We start from the raw sequence: 15,043 nt of genomic DNA on the forward strand, positions 1-15,043 counted from the left end.
ATAATTATATTAATAAGAAGTATTTTGTACAAAAAGGGTGGTCAACTTGTCTTATATTGAACTAAAAGATGTTTGCAAGAGCTATGGCCAAGGCAATAGCCAAGTGCTTGCAAACGATCATGTCTCCTTCACCATTGAAGAAGGCGAATTCGTGGTGATTCTGGGACCTTCAGGGGCCGGTAAGTCAACCGTTTTAAATATTTTAGGCGGCATGGACCAGGCAACCAGTGGGGAAATCTGGGTAGCCGGTAAAAATATTGCCAACTTTAATGAACGTGAGCTCACCGCTTATCGCCGCGATAATGTGGGTTTTGTTTTTCAGTTTTATAATTTAATTCCTAACCTTACCGCTAAGGAAAATGTGGAAATGGCAGAGCAGATTGCCGACCAATCCTTTACCGCTAGTGAGGTTTTAAAGGAAGTCAACTTGGCAGACCGGGAAAATAACTTCCCCGCCCAACTTTCTGGTGGGGAACAGCAAAGGGTATCGATTGCTCGGGCTATTGCCAAGAATCCTAAACTCTTACTCTGCGATGAACCTACTGGGGCCTTGGATAATGACACCGGCCAACAAGTGCTCAAGCTCCTGCAAAAGCAGTCAGTAGACAATGGCACAACAGTCGTGGTGATTACCCACAACCAAAACATTGCCCACATGGCTGACCGGGTGATCCGGATTAAGAACGGCCAGGTAGAATCCAATATCACTCAGGATGACCCTAAGCAAGTAGAAGAGATTGAGTGGTAAGCATGAAAAAAACAGCTTTATGGAAGAATGCTTGGCGCGAAATTAGAAATTCTTGGGCGCGTTTTTTGGCCCTCTTTGGAATTATCTTATTAGGAACGGGTTTCTTTGTGGGAATCCGGGCCGCAGCACCAAATATGCTGAACACTTCCAACCAATATTATGACGATTATCACTTAGAAGATCTCTCCCTCCAATCGACCTGGGGAATTCGCCCCGAAGACCTGGATGCTTTAGATACAGTGGATGGGATCGATAGTTTGTCTTATAAGACCGTCGACCGCCAGTCGGAAGACTCGGAACTGCTCTACCGGATCTTCCCTAATTTCAATGCTTTAGATGCCGAAGTCAATCATTTTAAAGTGAGGGAAGGCCGCCTACCTGAAAATGAGAAAGAGATTGCTCTTGACCATATGTTAATTGCTGAAAACCAGGTAGATATTGCCATTGGGGACACCATCACCTTCAACCAAGCCGGCAAGACGGATGATGACAAGGCTCCCAAGCTCAAGCAGGATAGCTTCACTGTGGTGGGCTTTGTCGACTCTCCCATGTATATTGATAAGTTAATCCGGGGACAAACCAGTATCGGCGATGGGGCTTTGGATGCCTTTGCAGTAGTGAGCCCGGATGCCTTTGAAGGTGAATACGATTCAGCCGTTTCTATCCGCATCCCCGAGGCCCGTCAATATCACGGCTATAGTGATGACTATGACCAAGTGGTTGCCGATAAAAAAGCGGAGGTCGAGTCTGCTCTTGAAGACCGGCCTAACCACTTACTCCAAGAAGCAAAAAGTGATGGCCAAGAAGCCGTTGATGAGGGCCGCAAACAGCTCAACCAGGCGCAAGATGACTTAAACAGTAAAAAGGGTGAACTTGACCAGGCCAAGTCGGCTTTAGACCAAGCCCAAGGCCATTTGGACCAAGAAATCCAAGGCATCAAGCGTCAGTTGCCCGCTGGCATGAGCCTAGAAGAAGCTGGCTTGGGCCAAGTGGCTGGCCAATTCCAAGCCAACCAAGACCGGCTCAACCAGGAGAAAGATCAGCTCTCCCAAGGCCAAGAGCAAATGCAATCGGCTAAGGAAGAAATCGACCAAAAAACTAAAGACCTCGACGAGCAAGCCAAGCAGTTAGAAGAACTCCAAGCCCCCACTTACCTGGTCAATGACCGTAGCGCCTTATCAGGAATTAGTGAATACGGGGATAATGCCGAACGGATTTCAGCCATCGCCCAAGTCTTCCCGTGGATCTTCTTCTTGGTGGCTGCCCTGGTGTCCTACACCTCCATGTCAAGAATGGTGGACGAGCAACGCTCACAAGTGGGGACCATGAAGGCGATTGGCTACGGGTCAGGAGACATTGCCATGCAGTTTCTCCTCTATGCCAGTTTAGCCAGTCTCTTAGGAACCGTGATCGGGGTAGGAATTGGTAACTTCCTCTTCCCTAATATTATCTACAATGCTTATCGGATGATGTATACCCTGCCGGATATCCAGTACGGTTTCTACCTGAAAGATATCCTCCTAGCCCTAGGCATAGCTCTCTTAACCACAGTCGGACCGGCCATCTTTACCACCAGCCACTTGCTCCAAGAGAACGCCGCCCAATTAATGCGGCCTAAACCACCTAAGCAAGGGGAACATATCCTCTTAGAGAAATGGCGCTGGTTCTGGAGTCATCTCAACTTCTCGATGAAGATTACCCTCCGTAACCTGTTCCGTTATAAGGGCAGGAACTTGATGACCGTCATTGGGGTGGCTGGGAGTACCGCCTTGGTATTGACTGGTTTTGGCATTTCTGACTCGATTTCAGGTCTGGCTGACCGCCAATATACCGTGATTGAGTCCTATGATGTCGTAGCCCAATACGCCAATGACTTGAATGCCGAGGATAACCAAGCCGTCCGAGAAGCGGTGGAAGCTACTGATGGCGTCGACCAGGTTCTCCATTCCTATACCACTAACTTGGAAACCACCGATCCCAATGTTAATACCCAAACCGTCCGTCTCCGGGTATTTAACTCTGACAGTCCCTACCATGACTTTTATGCTTTCAATGCCGTGGATGACCCGGAAAAAGCTTATGATTTAAAGGATAATGAAGCCCTCATAAGCCAGAAATTGGCGCGATTACTGGGACTTTCTGAAGGGGATACGATTGAACTGGCCAATGAATCCGGGCAAACCATTAGCTTGCCGGTCGGAGGAATTGTAGAATCTTATATCTTCCATGATTGCTTTATCAATGAGAACACCTATAAGAATCTAATTGCCAAGGACTTGCCGGCGCCGAATATGGGGCAAATCCAATTAAACCAGTCAGCCAGTGAAGGGCAGGTCTTGGAAGACTTACAAAATACCGACCATGTCCTGGCTGCCTACGCTAGTCAAAGTCTCCGTGACGCCTTTAATGACACCATTGAAAGTTTAAATGTGGTGACTTTAATTCTTATTATTGCCGCCGCCCTACTCGCCTTTATTGTGCTCTATAGTTTAACCAATATTAATGTGTCTGAACGGATACGGGAATTATCCACCATCAAGGTCCTCGGTGCCTATCCTAATGAAGTGACCATGTACATCTTTAGGGAGACCCTACTGCTGACTACAGCAGGCATTCTCTTTGGCCTCTTGATGGGCTACGGTTTGACTGGGTATATCTTAAAAACCGTGGAAGTAGATAATTTAATCTTCCCACACACTATCCACTGGACCTCCTACCTCTATTCCATTGCCCTAACCTATCTCTTTACCCTGATAGTCATGGGAATCATGCATGTCAAACTCAAACACGTCGACATGGTAGAAGCCCTGAAAGGTGTGGAATAAAAGAAAAGAGTGCGACAAGCGCAAAAAGAGGGGAGAGAGCTACGCATACTATATCTGTAACTCGCTTCGCTTCGAACAGCTATAGCAATTTGAAGAAGTGCGCAGTAAATCCTCATAGAGGATTTGTAAGGACTTCTGAAATGGAGCTCACCTCGCGCTTGGAGCAGGTTTAGTAAGGATGTGAGGACGCCGTCAGAGACTTGAATCGCTGGAAGAAAATTCCATAAGCACAGGAAACTGTGCGTTGGAATTTTCTGAAGCGACTTCAAGGCTGGCGTTCGAGCTCAACTAGAGAGTGCGACAGTCAGACCTTAAGAGCTGAGATTTTTGTCTCGGCTCTTTTTTATTCCATTCTTTAAGTCATAAAATATGATTGACAGGGATAGATAAATAAAATACAATAAAAAATAAATTAAAGACAGAATTGTCTGATATTTATTAATCAATTAGTAGAGAAAAGGAGGATGAGCTATGAAGATCAAGCACAATATAAAGGGGTTGGCCCTCGTCGTCAGCTGCTTAATGATGACTGCTTGCGGGTCTTTAACCCAAACTCAGGAAAAGTCTAACGACCAAGCAGATGTGATTAAGATTGGCGGCAACTGGGAACTCTCTGGTGCCACAGCAGGCTATGGTAGCCCAGGAAATGAAGGGGTGGAATTAGCCGTCGACCAGGTCAACCAGGCGGGCGGAATACTTGGCAAACAAGTGGAATACGTATCTTTGGACAATAAGTCTACTAGTGAAGAAACCACGGCCAATACTTCGCGGTTAATCTCTAATGACCAAGTATCCTTAATCATTGGTCCAGCTACCACCGGCTTAATGGAAGCGCAGATCTCTAGCGCCTCCTCCCTGCCCGTGATTGCGCCTATGGCAACCGGCGACAGCTTGACTACTGATAGCTCCGGCAAAGTCTTAAACAATGTCTTCCGGGTTTGTTTCCAAGACGCCTTCCAAGGGCAAGCTTTGGCTAAGTTTTCTAACGATAACCAGTTCAAGAAAGCCGTTTTAATCCGGGACAATTCGACCGACTATGGGCAAAACTTGACCAATGAATTTAAGAAGTATTTCCAAGGTGAGGTTGTTGATGAATTAGCTTATAATGCTAAGGATACCGACTTCAACTCCCTGGTTACCCGCTTGAAGGCCAAGGAACCCGATGTGATTTTTGTGGCCGGTTACTATGAGGAAGCCGGTCCCCTGATTAAGCAAGCTCGTGAACAAGGGGTTAAGGCAGCGATTCTGGGGCCGGATGGTTTTGGTAACCAAGAGATTATTGATCTTGCTGGTAAGGACAATATGACCAATGTCTATTACACGGCCCACTACACCACTAATGATCCTAGTCCTGAACTCAAGAAGTTTATGGAGGCCTACCAAGAGAAATTTGGCCATGCTCCTGATATGTTTGCTGCCTTGGCCTATGATGGGGCGCGTCTAGCCTTTGATGCCATTGAACGGGCCCAATCGGTGGATAGTAAGGCTATCAACCAAGCCCTAGCAGATACCAAGGACTTCTCAGGGATTACCGGGAACTTTACCATTAACGACCAACATAATCCGATTAAGACTGCCTATGTGCAAAAGGTGGACCACGGGGAAATTGTTGACACCACCCCAATTGAACCTTAAAGGATTAGCACGCTGAAGCCATGACTTTTGTCGTGGCTTTTTTTATCCCTAAATTTAATCGCAAAAAGAAAGCTCAGAACTATTGATTAAGGGGGCTTTAACGCTCTTGTCGCAGTCTATTTTAAATATTCTTTATATCTTTTAATTAGCCAACATTTTAAAAATTCAGACAATTATCACAAAAGGGCTTGCTTTCTATGGAAAGCCCTGCTAGAATAAGTTCAAGATTATTTCGAAAGGAAGTTTATCCATGTTTAGCTCTCATCAAGCAATTATTATTATTATTAATACCAGGGCTTAACGCTGTTTCAATAAAAAACAGACTAAGTCCTATTCGTGCTTGTTAAATGAATGGGACTTGGATAAACAATAAAGCCACCCATTCATTCTAAGATGGGTGGCTTTTTCTATGGCTACTGACTTGAAATAATTGTTATGTAACGCTTCTCTGTTGGCCAACAAATCAGCGTTTGATGATTCTAAGGAAATTGCCGTGAGCAATACTTGAGAAAGGGTTTTAAAAATGAAGAAAAAAATGAAGAAATTAGCCGCCTTATTTGGAACTGCTATGATGCTAGGGGCCTGTGGATCGATGACCGAGACCGCTAAGAATGATTCTGCTAACAGTGATGTAGTGAAGATTGGTGGGAACTGGTCCTTGTCTGGGCAATATTCTGCCTACGGAACTCCTCACGACAACGGGGTCAAAGTTGCCGTTCAAAACCTCAACGATAATGGTGGGGTCTTAGGCAAGAAAGTGGAATACGTCAGTGCCGATAACAAATCCGACAACGCTGAATCGACTTCCCAAGCCACCCGCTTAGTGGAACAAGAAGGTGTTAATGTTCTGGTAGGTTCAGACACCACAGGGAACTGTGAAGCGCAAATTCCAGTCGCTCAACAATTTAAGGTGCCTATGGTCGCTCCTGCAGCTACTGGGAATGGCTTGACCCTCGACGATAACGGTAACCTCTACGACTACGTCTTTAGAACTTGTTTCGAAGATGCTTACCAAAGTAAGGAATTAGGAAAGTATGCCGCTCAAAAAGGTTGGAAGAAGGTTGCCGTCTTAAAAGACAATTCCTCTGACTACGGTCAAAACGTGGCCAATGACTTCAAGGCTTCCTTTGAAGAACATGGCGGTCAAGTGGTTGGCGAAGAGTCTTACACCAGTGGAGATACCGACTTTAAGGCTCTCTTAACCAACTTAAAACAAAATTCACCGGATGTTGTCTTTATCGCTGGTTACTACCAAGAAGGTGGCTTAATCATCAAACAATTACGGGAAATGGGCGTGAACGCAGCGGTCTTAGGACCTGACGGCTTCGGTAACCAAAAACTCATCGATTTAGCTGGCCCAGAAAATGCCCACGATGTCTTCTTCGTGACCCACTTCTCCCATAATGAAGACTCACCTGAAAACGTCAAAGAATTCATCAAGAAATATGAAGATGCTTACGGGACTTCACCTGACCACTTTGCTGCTCTAGCTTATGATGCAACCAACCTCATCGCCCAAGCTATGGAAAAAGCTGGTTCAACAGATAGCGAAGCGGTTCAAAAAGCCTTAGCTGAAACCAAGGACTTCCAAGGGGTGACTGGTAAATTCTCCTTTGATAAAGACCATAACCCAGTCAAAGAAGTCTTTGTCCAAGAACTTCAAGGTGGCCAAGTGGTCGATACTGAAGTAGTTAAATAATCCTTTTAATCCAAGAATTTTTAAATTAGACTTTGTTCATTGAAAATTGACCTAAAGACTCTTTGTTATATTACTAAGTTTATTGACCCTCACCAAAGTTTGATAAATAATTCCAAAAAAATAAAAAAGTGTTTGACAGAATTGTCAGACTATTTTAGAATATTGAGTATCAGCAATTGAATACTTATTCTTTTGTCAAATTTTAATGAGGAGGAGTTAGCATGAATAAGAAATGGTTGAAAGCCTTTGTGACATTGGGGAGTGTCATGGCCTTAGCCGGCTGCGGTTCGGGTTCCTTGACTGAAACGACTAATCAATCCGCTGAAAATGCAGATGAAATTCGTATTGGGGGGAACTGGGAGTTATCGGGCAATGTTTCTGCTTATGGTGTTGTACAGAACAATGCGATCAAGCTCGCCGTAGATGAAAAAAATCAAGCTGGCGGCCTTCTCGATAAGAAGATCAACTACTTAGAATATGATAATAAATCCACGACTGAAGAAGCGGTTTCTGGTGCGGAAAAACTCGTTGATGAAAACGCGGCAGTAATTATTGGGCCTTCTACCACCAATAATACGGAAGCGACGATTTCAACGGTAACCCGGGCCAAGACCCCTTTGATTTCAGCCACTGCCACTGCTGATAATATTACCCTTGACCAAGAGGGCAATGTCTTGGATTATATCTTTAGAATCTGCTTCCAAGATTCCTTGCAAGGAGGCTCCTTAGCGGAATTCTCTAACAAGGAAGGCTATACTAAGGCAGCGATCATCAAGGATAATTCTTCTGACTATGGTCAAAACCTATCTGACGAATTCCACAAGCACTTTGATGGTGAAGTGGTTCGGGAAGAATCCTATGTGGCTAAGGAATCTGACTTTAACAGTATTTTGAGCAATATTAAGAATTCAGATGCCCAAGTGATCTTCGTTGCTGGTTATTATGAAGAAGCTGGTCCAATTATTAAACAAGCGCGCGAAATGGGCATTGACCTGCCAATTCTTGGTCCAGACGGCTTTGGGAATAAGGAAATTATTAACTTAGCAGGGGAAGAAAACTGGGATAACATTTACTATGCTGCCCACTTCGTTGAAAACGAAGACTCTCCTCAAGAAGTCAAAGACTTCTTAGCCAAGTACCGGGAGACCTACCAATCTGAACCAGATATGTTCGCAGCTCTAGCTTATGATGCGGCTAACCTGGCCTTTGACGCGATCGAGCGTGCAGGCACTACAGATGGTGAAGCGGTCCAAAAAGCTCTGGCTGAAACCAAGGACTTTACCGGAGTCACTGGGAACTTCTCCATGGATGAAAAACACAATCCTTCTAAGACTGTCTTTATCCAAGAGGTAAAAGACGGCCAAGTGGTTGGTTCTCAAGCCATTGAAGCGGCTAAATAGTGAAAAAGTTTAATATTTAAAAATTAAAGCAAGCAGAGTTGTCCAGGGGATGACTCTGCTTACTGTTTGTTAATAGGATGTAAGGGCTTTAAAGCAAAAAATGTTTATATCTAGGTCTAAAAATTATTGAAATAGGATGGAGTGAGAAGTGTGAATAATGTCATTCAACAATTAATCAATGGCGTGGCGCTAGGAAGCATCTATGCCTTGATGGCCTTGGGTTATACCATGGTTTATGGGATTATTGGTTTGATTAACTTTGCCCATGGGGATATTTATATGGTGGGGGCCTTTGTCGGTTTCACCTTGATTACTAATGTCGGAATGGGTGTTTTCCCGGCTTTAATTTTAGCTATGTTATTTACTGCAGTATTAGGGGTTATTATTGAGCGGGTGGCTTATAAACCCTTGCGTGGGGCGACCCGGATTGCCGCTTTGATTACCGCGATCGGGGTATCCATGCTCCTACAAAATGTGATGATCTTCCTCAGAGGGCCTGAAGTACGAGCTTTTCCAGCAGATCTGCCTGACTGGTCCTTACAATTGGGAGCCTTTACCATTAACTCCCAACAAATTCTGATCTTAGCGGTAACTATTGTTTTAATGATTGCCTTACAAGTGATCGTACAAAAGACCAAGTTAGGCCAAGCCATGCGGGCGGTTTCGGTTGACCCAGATGCGGCTCAATTGATGGGGATTAATGCCAACACCATTATTTCCTTTACCTTCTTAATTGGTTCAGCCTTAGCAGGTGCAGCAGGGGTGTTAGTAGGGATTTACTATAATTCCATTTCACCATTAATGGGTGTCAATATTGGGACTAAGACCTTTGTTGCAGCTGTGGTCGGCGGGATTGGATCGATCCCTGGTGCCGTTCTCGGGGGCTTAATTATCGGTATTGTAGAAACCTTCGTCTCCATGATTGGTCTCTCCACTTGGAAAGACGCCGCAGTTTATATTATTTTGATTATTATTTTACTGGTCAAACCAACCGGCTTGCTCGGTAAACCACAAGTAGAGAAAGTGTAGGTGGCAAAGATGAAAGAAAACAAAACTTCTTGGTTCAATCAGTTTTTCACCAAGACCACTTTAGCTTGGATTGGAGTCATCGTGCTCGGCTTTGTCTTAATGGCAGCGTCCTACATTGCCGGTTTAGTTTCGGCCTACACCCAAAACATTATTATGAATATTGCCATTAATATTATTCTTTCCGTAGGGCTTAACTTAGTGGTTGGTTATGCCGGCCAGTTCTCCCTAGGCCATGCTGGTTTTATGGCGATCGGGGCTTATGTGGGAGCCATCGTTTCCCAAGAAATTCCTGGCCAAGCCGGTTTCTTAGCCGGTTTACTAGCTGGTATGGTAGTGACCGCCGTAGTGGCCTTGATCGTGGGGATTCCTACCCTGCGTTTACGGGGGGACTACCTAGCTATCGCCACCCTTGGGGTTTCTGAAATTATCCGAATTACCATTATGAACTTAGAGATTACCAATGGGGCTGCCGGGATTTCTGGTGTTCCCCGTCATGTGACCTGGATTACCATGTATGTCTTTGTGGTGATTACTACCTTATTAGTGGTTAACTACATTTACTCCAGTCCTGGTCGGGCGACTATTGCGGTACGTGAAGATGAGATTGCGGCCGAATCAGTGGGGATTCACACCACCACTTACAAGACCTTGGCCTTTGTGATCGGGGCGGTAACCGCAAGTATTGCTGGTACCCTCTATGCCTGCTACTTTGGTGTGATTAACCCTAGTCAGTTTACCTTCCAAAAATCGATCGACATCTTAGTGATCGTGGTTTTCGGAGGGATTGGATCTATTTCCGGGAGTTTCGTGGCTTCGATCTTATTGGGACTATTGAATACCTTCCTAGCGCCTTTTGGTCAAGTGCGTCCCATCCTCTATGCCGCCGCTTTGATCTTAATTATGATCTTCAAGCCTTCGGGATTAATGGGTGAATATGAATTCCAATTCTCCAAGCTCTTTAACCGCAAACGAGGGCAATCACAAGCCGTAGCCAAAGAAGAAAGTGAGGACCAATAGTATGAGTATCTTAAGCTTAAGCCATCTCAGCAAGTCCTTTGGGGGCCTAACCGCCGTTTCCGATGTCAGTATCCATGTGGAAGCGGATGAATTGATCGGTTTGATTGGTCCTAATGGGGCCGGGAAAACCACCCTATTTAACTTGATTACTGGGGTTTATACACCGACTTCTGGCTCGATTGAATTAGAAACCGACCAAGGCAGTCAGTCTCTAGCAGGTCAACGTCCAGATAAGATTAATGAAATGGGGGTGGCCCGGACCTTCCAAAATATCCGCCTCTTTGCCAACCGTTCGGTCTTGGACAATGTGCTTATTGCTATGCACAACAAACGCGGAGTAGGAGTTTGGCACAGTCTCCTAAGAACGCCCAAGTACTACCAAAACCGGGACGCCCTCCATGCTAAGGGGATGGAATTATTGGCCATCTTCGGTCTGGAAGGCTACGCCAACGAAAAAGCCAAGAACCTGCCTTATGGCCAACAACGGGCCTTGGAGATCGTTCGGGCCTTGGCGACTGAACCTAAGATCCTTTTCTTGGATGAACCCGCTGCCGGGATGAACCCTAATGAAACCACGGACTTGAAACAGACCATCCGTAAGATCCAAAAAGAGTTTGGGATTTCTGTCGTTCTGATCGAACACGATATGTCTTTGGTGATGGATATTTGTGAGCGGATCTATGTTTTGGAATATGGAAAAGTAATCGCTGAAGGGACACCAAGCGAAATTCAAAGCAATCCGAAAGTTATCGAAGCCTACCTAGGAGGTGCCTAGTCCATGTTAGAAATCAAAAATATCAAGGTTGCCTATGGGATGATCCAAGCCATCAAGGGCATTTCCTTTACCGTTAATGAAGGGGAAATTGTTTCTCTGATTGGGGCCAATGGGGCCGGAAAGTCAACCATTCTAAAGACGATTTCTGGACTCTTGAAACCGACCCAAGGGGAAATTCTCTACAACCATGAACCTTTACAAACCAAGTCCTGTGCCCAAATTGTCCAAGCCGGGGTCTCCCAAGTTCCTGAAGGCCGTCATGTCTTCAGTGGCATGTCCGTCAAGGAAAATCTACTGATGGGAGCTTATACCCGTAAGGACCGGGACAACTTAGCCAGCGATATGGAACGTTACTTTGATTATTTCCCGATTCTGAAAGAACGTTTCAACCAGGACGCGGCGACTTTATCCGGTGGGGAGCAACAGATGCTGGCTATGGCTCGGGCTCTCATGGCACGTCCTAAGCTCTTGCTCTTAGATGAACCTTCTATGGGTTTAGCGCCGATTTACATCCAACAAATTTTTGAAATTATTCAAACCATTAATAGTGAGTTGAATACCACCGTCTTACTGATCGAACAGAACGCTAAGGCGGCCTTAGAAATCTCTGACCACGCCCACGTCCTCGAAGTGGGTAAAATTACCGCTTCCGGAACTGGGAAAGAACTCCTGTCTTCTGAAGTGGTTCAAAAAGCATACCTGGGAGCTTAAAACCTTCCTGAGCTAAATAATATAGACCTAGCATAAAACCCTTAGCCGCTGTGGCAATCCTCACAGTGACTAAGGGTTTTGTTATTCTTTCTATAATCTTTTCTTGATGACTAGTTATTAATCAAAACTAATTTTAATAGGCAACTTTGAGCAGGAGTGGCGCTTTGAAATTGGTCATTAGCCATGAATAAGCAAGCGATGTGAAATATGCTGAAACCGTTCGAAGCGAAGCGAGTTACGGATTCAGTATGCGTAGCCGGATAGTAGGCATTAGCCGTACTAGCCGTTTGAAGCTCGCTAGGCGAGAGACCTTGTGCTCGAGCCGGTGCCATGGCTTTTCAATGACCAAATGTAAAAGCAGAACGAATGCTCATAAAGCTATTTGTTAAAATTTATTTTACAGACCCAAATTAAGGATTCCTTAATAAGCAAGCGCTTGCTAATTATATATGATGCACTATATAATCTAATAGTACACACTATATATCTTAATAAGCCGTCTTATAAAAGGAGGAAGTCCAATGAAACAAGTGATTTATGCTTTTAACCAGGGGTCTGCCAAGATGCGTGATCTCTTGGGAGGCAAGGGCGCTAACCTGTCGGAAATGACCCGACTAGGTTTTCCGGTTCCTAAGGGGTTTACCCTGACAACTGAGGCTTGCTTAGATTACTTAGCCCAGGAAGATAGTGAAGAATTAAGTGATCCCGTCATAGAGGCCATCGACCAAGCGCTAGCTGACTTGGAAGCCGCTACTGACAAGGCCTTTAATGATCCTGAGAACTTACTCTTGGTGTCGGTGCGGTCCGGAGCCAGAGAATCTATGCCTGGGATGATGGATACCATCCTCAATGTGGGTCTGAACGACCGCAATGTGGAAAGTCTGGCCCAAATCACTCAAGATGACCGCTTCGCCTATGACTGCTACCGCCGTCTCTTGCAAATGTATGGCAATGTGGTCTACGGCTTAGATAGTCAACTCTTTGAAGAGCACTTGGCCCAAGAAAAAAACAAGGCTCAAGTGCGCTTTGACCATGAATTAAAGGTAGACCAATTGAAAGAATTAGTGGCTGCCTATAAAAAGGTTTACCAAGATCAACTAGGTTTTGACTTCCCCCAAGAGGTTAAGACACAAATTTATGAAGCAGTCAAGGCTGTTTTCAAATCCTGGAACAACCACCGGGCCCGGGTCTACCGGGAGATGAACCATATTCCCCATGACCTAGGAACCGCCGTCAATATTCAGGAAATGGTCTTTGGTAATAGCGGTCAAGAAAGTGGGACTGGGGTCCTCTTCACCCGTAATCCCGCTACTGGGGAAAGCAAGCTCTTTGGTGAATATCTGGTCAATGCCCAAGGGGAAGATGTGGTTGCTGGTATTCGTACCCCAGCGGTTATTGAAGATTTGAAAGCAGATATGCCTGAAATTTACCAAGAAATCCATGACCTGGCCAAACAATTGGAAGGCTACTACCATGATATGCAGGACATTGAATTTACCGTTGAAAAAGGCAAACTCTACTTCCTACAAACTCGGAATGGGAAACGGACGGCGAAGGCTGCCGTTAAGATTGCTGTCGACATGGTGGAAGAAGGTCTGATCGAGGAAAAAGAGGCCCTCTTGCGGATTGAACCATCCATGATTGACCAATTGCTCCATCCTTCCTTTGACCCCAAAGCCCTGGCCCAGGCAGAGGCCTTCTCAAGTCTAGGTTTGGCGGCTAGCCCGGGCGCTGGGTCAGGACAAATTGTCTTCAGTGCTCAAAAGGCCAAAGAGTGGCAGGCATCTGGTAAAAAAGTCATTCTGATGCGCAATGAAACCTCGCCAGAAGACATCGAAGGCATGTCTGCAGCAGAAGCCATCGTTACTGCCCATGGAGGGATGACCTCCCATGCTGCCGTGGTCGCTCGGGGGATGGGAAAATGCTGCGTTAGTGGCTGTAGTGACTTGACTATTGATGAAGCGGCTAAGGTGGTTCATTATCCCACTGGTCAATTGCAGGAAGGTGACACCATCTCAGTGGACGGCAGTCAAGGGAAACTCTACCTGGGAGAAATCCCTACCGCTCTCTCTAACACTGATGAAAACTATCAAAAAATGATGGCATGGGCGAGAAAATATAGCCGGCTCAAGGTGCGGATGAATGCTGAAACCCCTGAAGATATTCAAACTGGCTTTAGCTTTGGAGCGGATGGGATTGGTTTAGTTCGGACTGAGCACATGTTCTTTAAGACCGAGCGCCTGCGGGAGATCCGCCGCTTTATTCTCTCAGTCGATGAAGACCAACGTCAGGCTGCCCTGGAGAAGATCCGTGACTACCAGGTGGAAGACTTTACTAAGATTTTCCAATTGTCACAAGAGGCTCCCGCGGTAATTCGCCTACTGGACCCACCGCTCCACGAATTTATGCCCAAAAGTGACCGTGAAGTGGCCGAAGTGGCGGCTGACCAAGGCATCAGTGAAGCGGAGTTACGCAGCCGGATGGTGCAACTGGCTGAAGTCAACCCCATGTTGGGCCACCGGGGATGCCGCTTAGCTATGACCTATCCTGAGCTCTACGACCGCCAAGTGGAAGCCATTATTTACGGGGCCATTGCCGCTAGATCAGAGGGTTTGGATCCTCAAGTAGAGATCATGATTCCTTTGGTGAGTGTAGAGCCCGAGTTAAATCGCTTACGTAAGCGCCTCAGCCAAGTCATTGACCGGCTCCTAGCCCAGGAAAATGTGACAATCGCTTATACAATTGGTACAATGATAGAGATTCCTAGAGCCTGTTTCATTGCCGATCAATTAGCCCAAGAGGCGGATTTCTTCAGTTTTGGAACCAATGACCTGACCCAAATGACCTATGGCTTTTCACGGGATGATGCCGGGAAATTCATTAACCAGTACCTAGAAGACGGTACCCTAAAACAAGATCCCTTCCAAACCATCGATCCTGAAGGAGTAGGCGCCCTAGTCAAAATTGCGGTCGACAAGGCCCGCCAGGCTAAAGCCGGGCTCAAGATTGGGGTCTGTGGGGAACTCGGTGGCGATCCAGCTTCGATTCACTTCTTTGACCAAGTGGGCTTGGACTATGTCTCCTGTTCGCCTTACCGGGTGCCCCTGGCTCAATTAGCAGCCGCCCAATCCGCTATTAGGCAAGCGGAAAGAAGTCATTAGAAAAAATAGGATCAGGGGCTAAGTTCATTGGCAGAATAGAGGT

The 15,043-nt window shown here is 45.8% G+C and carries 10 protein-coding genes; all 10 read left to right on the plus strand.

Annotated elements, in window-relative coordinates; genetic code table 11:
* Positions 1-46: 46 nt before the first annotated feature.
* The 10 genes from DBT49_RS00405 to ppdK all read left to right on the plus strand — a co-directional run bounded on the left by DBT49_RS00405 (position 47) and on the right by ppdK (position 15,000).
* Complete coding sequence (locus DBT49_RS00405; protein WP_070559670.1) at positions 47-748, plus strand: ABC transporter ATP-binding protein; 702 nt, start codon at positions 47-49, stop codon at positions 746-748.
* A gap of 2 nt (positions 749-750) precedes the next feature.
* Positions 751-3,573 carry an FtsX-like permease family protein gene (locus DBT49_RS00410; RefSeq protein ID WP_070559669.1) on the plus strand — a complete coding sequence of 941 codons (2,823 nt, stop codon included), beginning with the start codon at positions 751-753 and terminating at the stop codon, positions 3,571-3,573.
* Between the two features lie 471 nt (positions 3,574-4,044).
* Positions 4,045-5,208, plus strand: coding sequence for an ABC transporter substrate-binding protein (locus DBT49_RS00415; RefSeq protein ID WP_070559668.1), 1,164 nt, complete (start codon positions 4,045-4,047; stop codon positions 5,206-5,208).
* 523 nt (positions 5,209-5,731) lie between these two features.
* Positions 5,732-6,907: an ABC transporter substrate-binding protein gene (locus tag DBT49_RS00420; RefSeq protein ID WP_064292697.1), complete on the plus strand. Its 1,176-nt coding sequence runs from the start codon at positions 5,732-5,734 to the stop codon at positions 6,905-6,907.
* Positions 6,908-7,128: 221 nt separating this feature from the next.
* Positions 7,129-8,307: an ABC transporter substrate-binding protein gene (locus tag DBT49_RS00425; protein ID WP_070559666.1), complete on the plus strand. Its 1,179-nt coding sequence runs from the start codon at positions 7,129-7,131 to the stop codon at positions 8,305-8,307.
* A gap of 150 nt (positions 8,308-8,457) precedes the next feature.
* Positions 8,458-9,336 (plus strand): branched-chain amino acid ABC transporter permease, encoded by an 879-nt coding sequence (locus DBT49_RS00430; protein WP_076340191.1) that lies wholly within the window; start codon positions 8,458-8,460, stop codon positions 9,334-9,336.
* Between the two features lie 9 nt (positions 9,337-9,345).
* Positions 9,346-10,353 carry a branched-chain amino acid ABC transporter permease gene (locus DBT49_RS00435; RefSeq protein ID WP_070559665.1) on the plus strand — a complete coding sequence of 336 codons (1,008 nt, stop codon included), beginning with the start codon at positions 9,346-9,348 and terminating at the stop codon, positions 10,351-10,353.
* Between the two features lies 1 nt (position 10,354).
* Entirely contained in the window at positions 10,355-11,128 is a 774-nt protein-coding gene (locus DBT49_RS00440) for an ABC transporter ATP-binding protein (RefSeq protein WP_070559664.1), read from the plus strand.
* 3 nt (positions 11,129-11,131) lie between these two features.
* On the plus strand, positions 11,132-11,839 hold the full coding sequence (locus tag DBT49_RS00445) for an ABC transporter ATP-binding protein (RefSeq protein WP_064292701.1): 708 nt from the start codon (positions 11,132-11,134) through the stop codon (positions 11,837-11,839).
* A 521-nt stretch (positions 11,840-12,360) separates the two neighbouring features.
* The gene (gene ppdK / locus DBT49_RS00450) at positions 12,361-15,000 is read left to right on the plus strand and encodes a pyruvate, phosphate dikinase (RefSeq protein WP_070559663.1); all 2,640 of its coding nucleotides are present in this window, start codon (positions 12,361-12,363) and stop codon (positions 14,998-15,000) included.
* Positions 15,001-15,043 lie beyond the last annotated feature (43 nt).

This window comes from Aerococcus mictus (genome assembly GCF_003286595.3).
GTDB lineage: Bacteria > Bacillota > Bacilli > Lactobacillales > Aerococcaceae > Aerococcus > Aerococcus mictus.

Bases quoted from the DNA above. Each gene is read 5' to 3' on its own strand.
- DBT49_RS00410 (WP_070559669.1), top strand. From the start codon at position 751: ATGAAAAAAACAGCTTTATGGAAGAATGCTTGGCGCGAAATTAGAAAT.
- DBT49_RS00415 (WP_070559668.1), top strand. From the start codon at position 4,045: ATGAAGATCAAGCACAATATAAAGGGGTTGGCCCTCGTCGTCAGCTGC.
- DBT49_RS00420 (WP_064292697.1), top strand. From the start codon at position 5,732: ATGAAGAAAAAAATGAAGAAATTAGCCGCCTTATTTGGAACTGCTATG.
- DBT49_RS00425 (WP_070559666.1), top strand. From the start codon at position 7,129: ATGAATAAGAAATGGTTGAAAGCCTTTGTGACATTGGGGAGTGTCATG.
- DBT49_RS00435 (WP_070559665.1), top strand. From the start codon at position 9,346: ATGAAAGAAAACAAAACTTCTTGGTTCAATCAGTTTTTCACCAAGACC.
- DBT49_RS00440 (WP_070559664.1), top strand. From the start codon at position 10,355: ATGAGTATCTTAAGCTTAAGCCATCTCAGCAAGTCCTTTGGGGGCCTA.
- DBT49_RS00445 (WP_064292701.1), top strand. From the start codon at position 11,132: ATGTTAGAAATCAAAAATATCAAGGTTGCCTATGGGATGATCCAAGCC.
- ppdK (WP_070559663.1), top strand. From the start codon at position 12,361: ATGAAACAAGTGATTTATGCTTTTAACCAGGGGTCTGCCAAGATGCGT.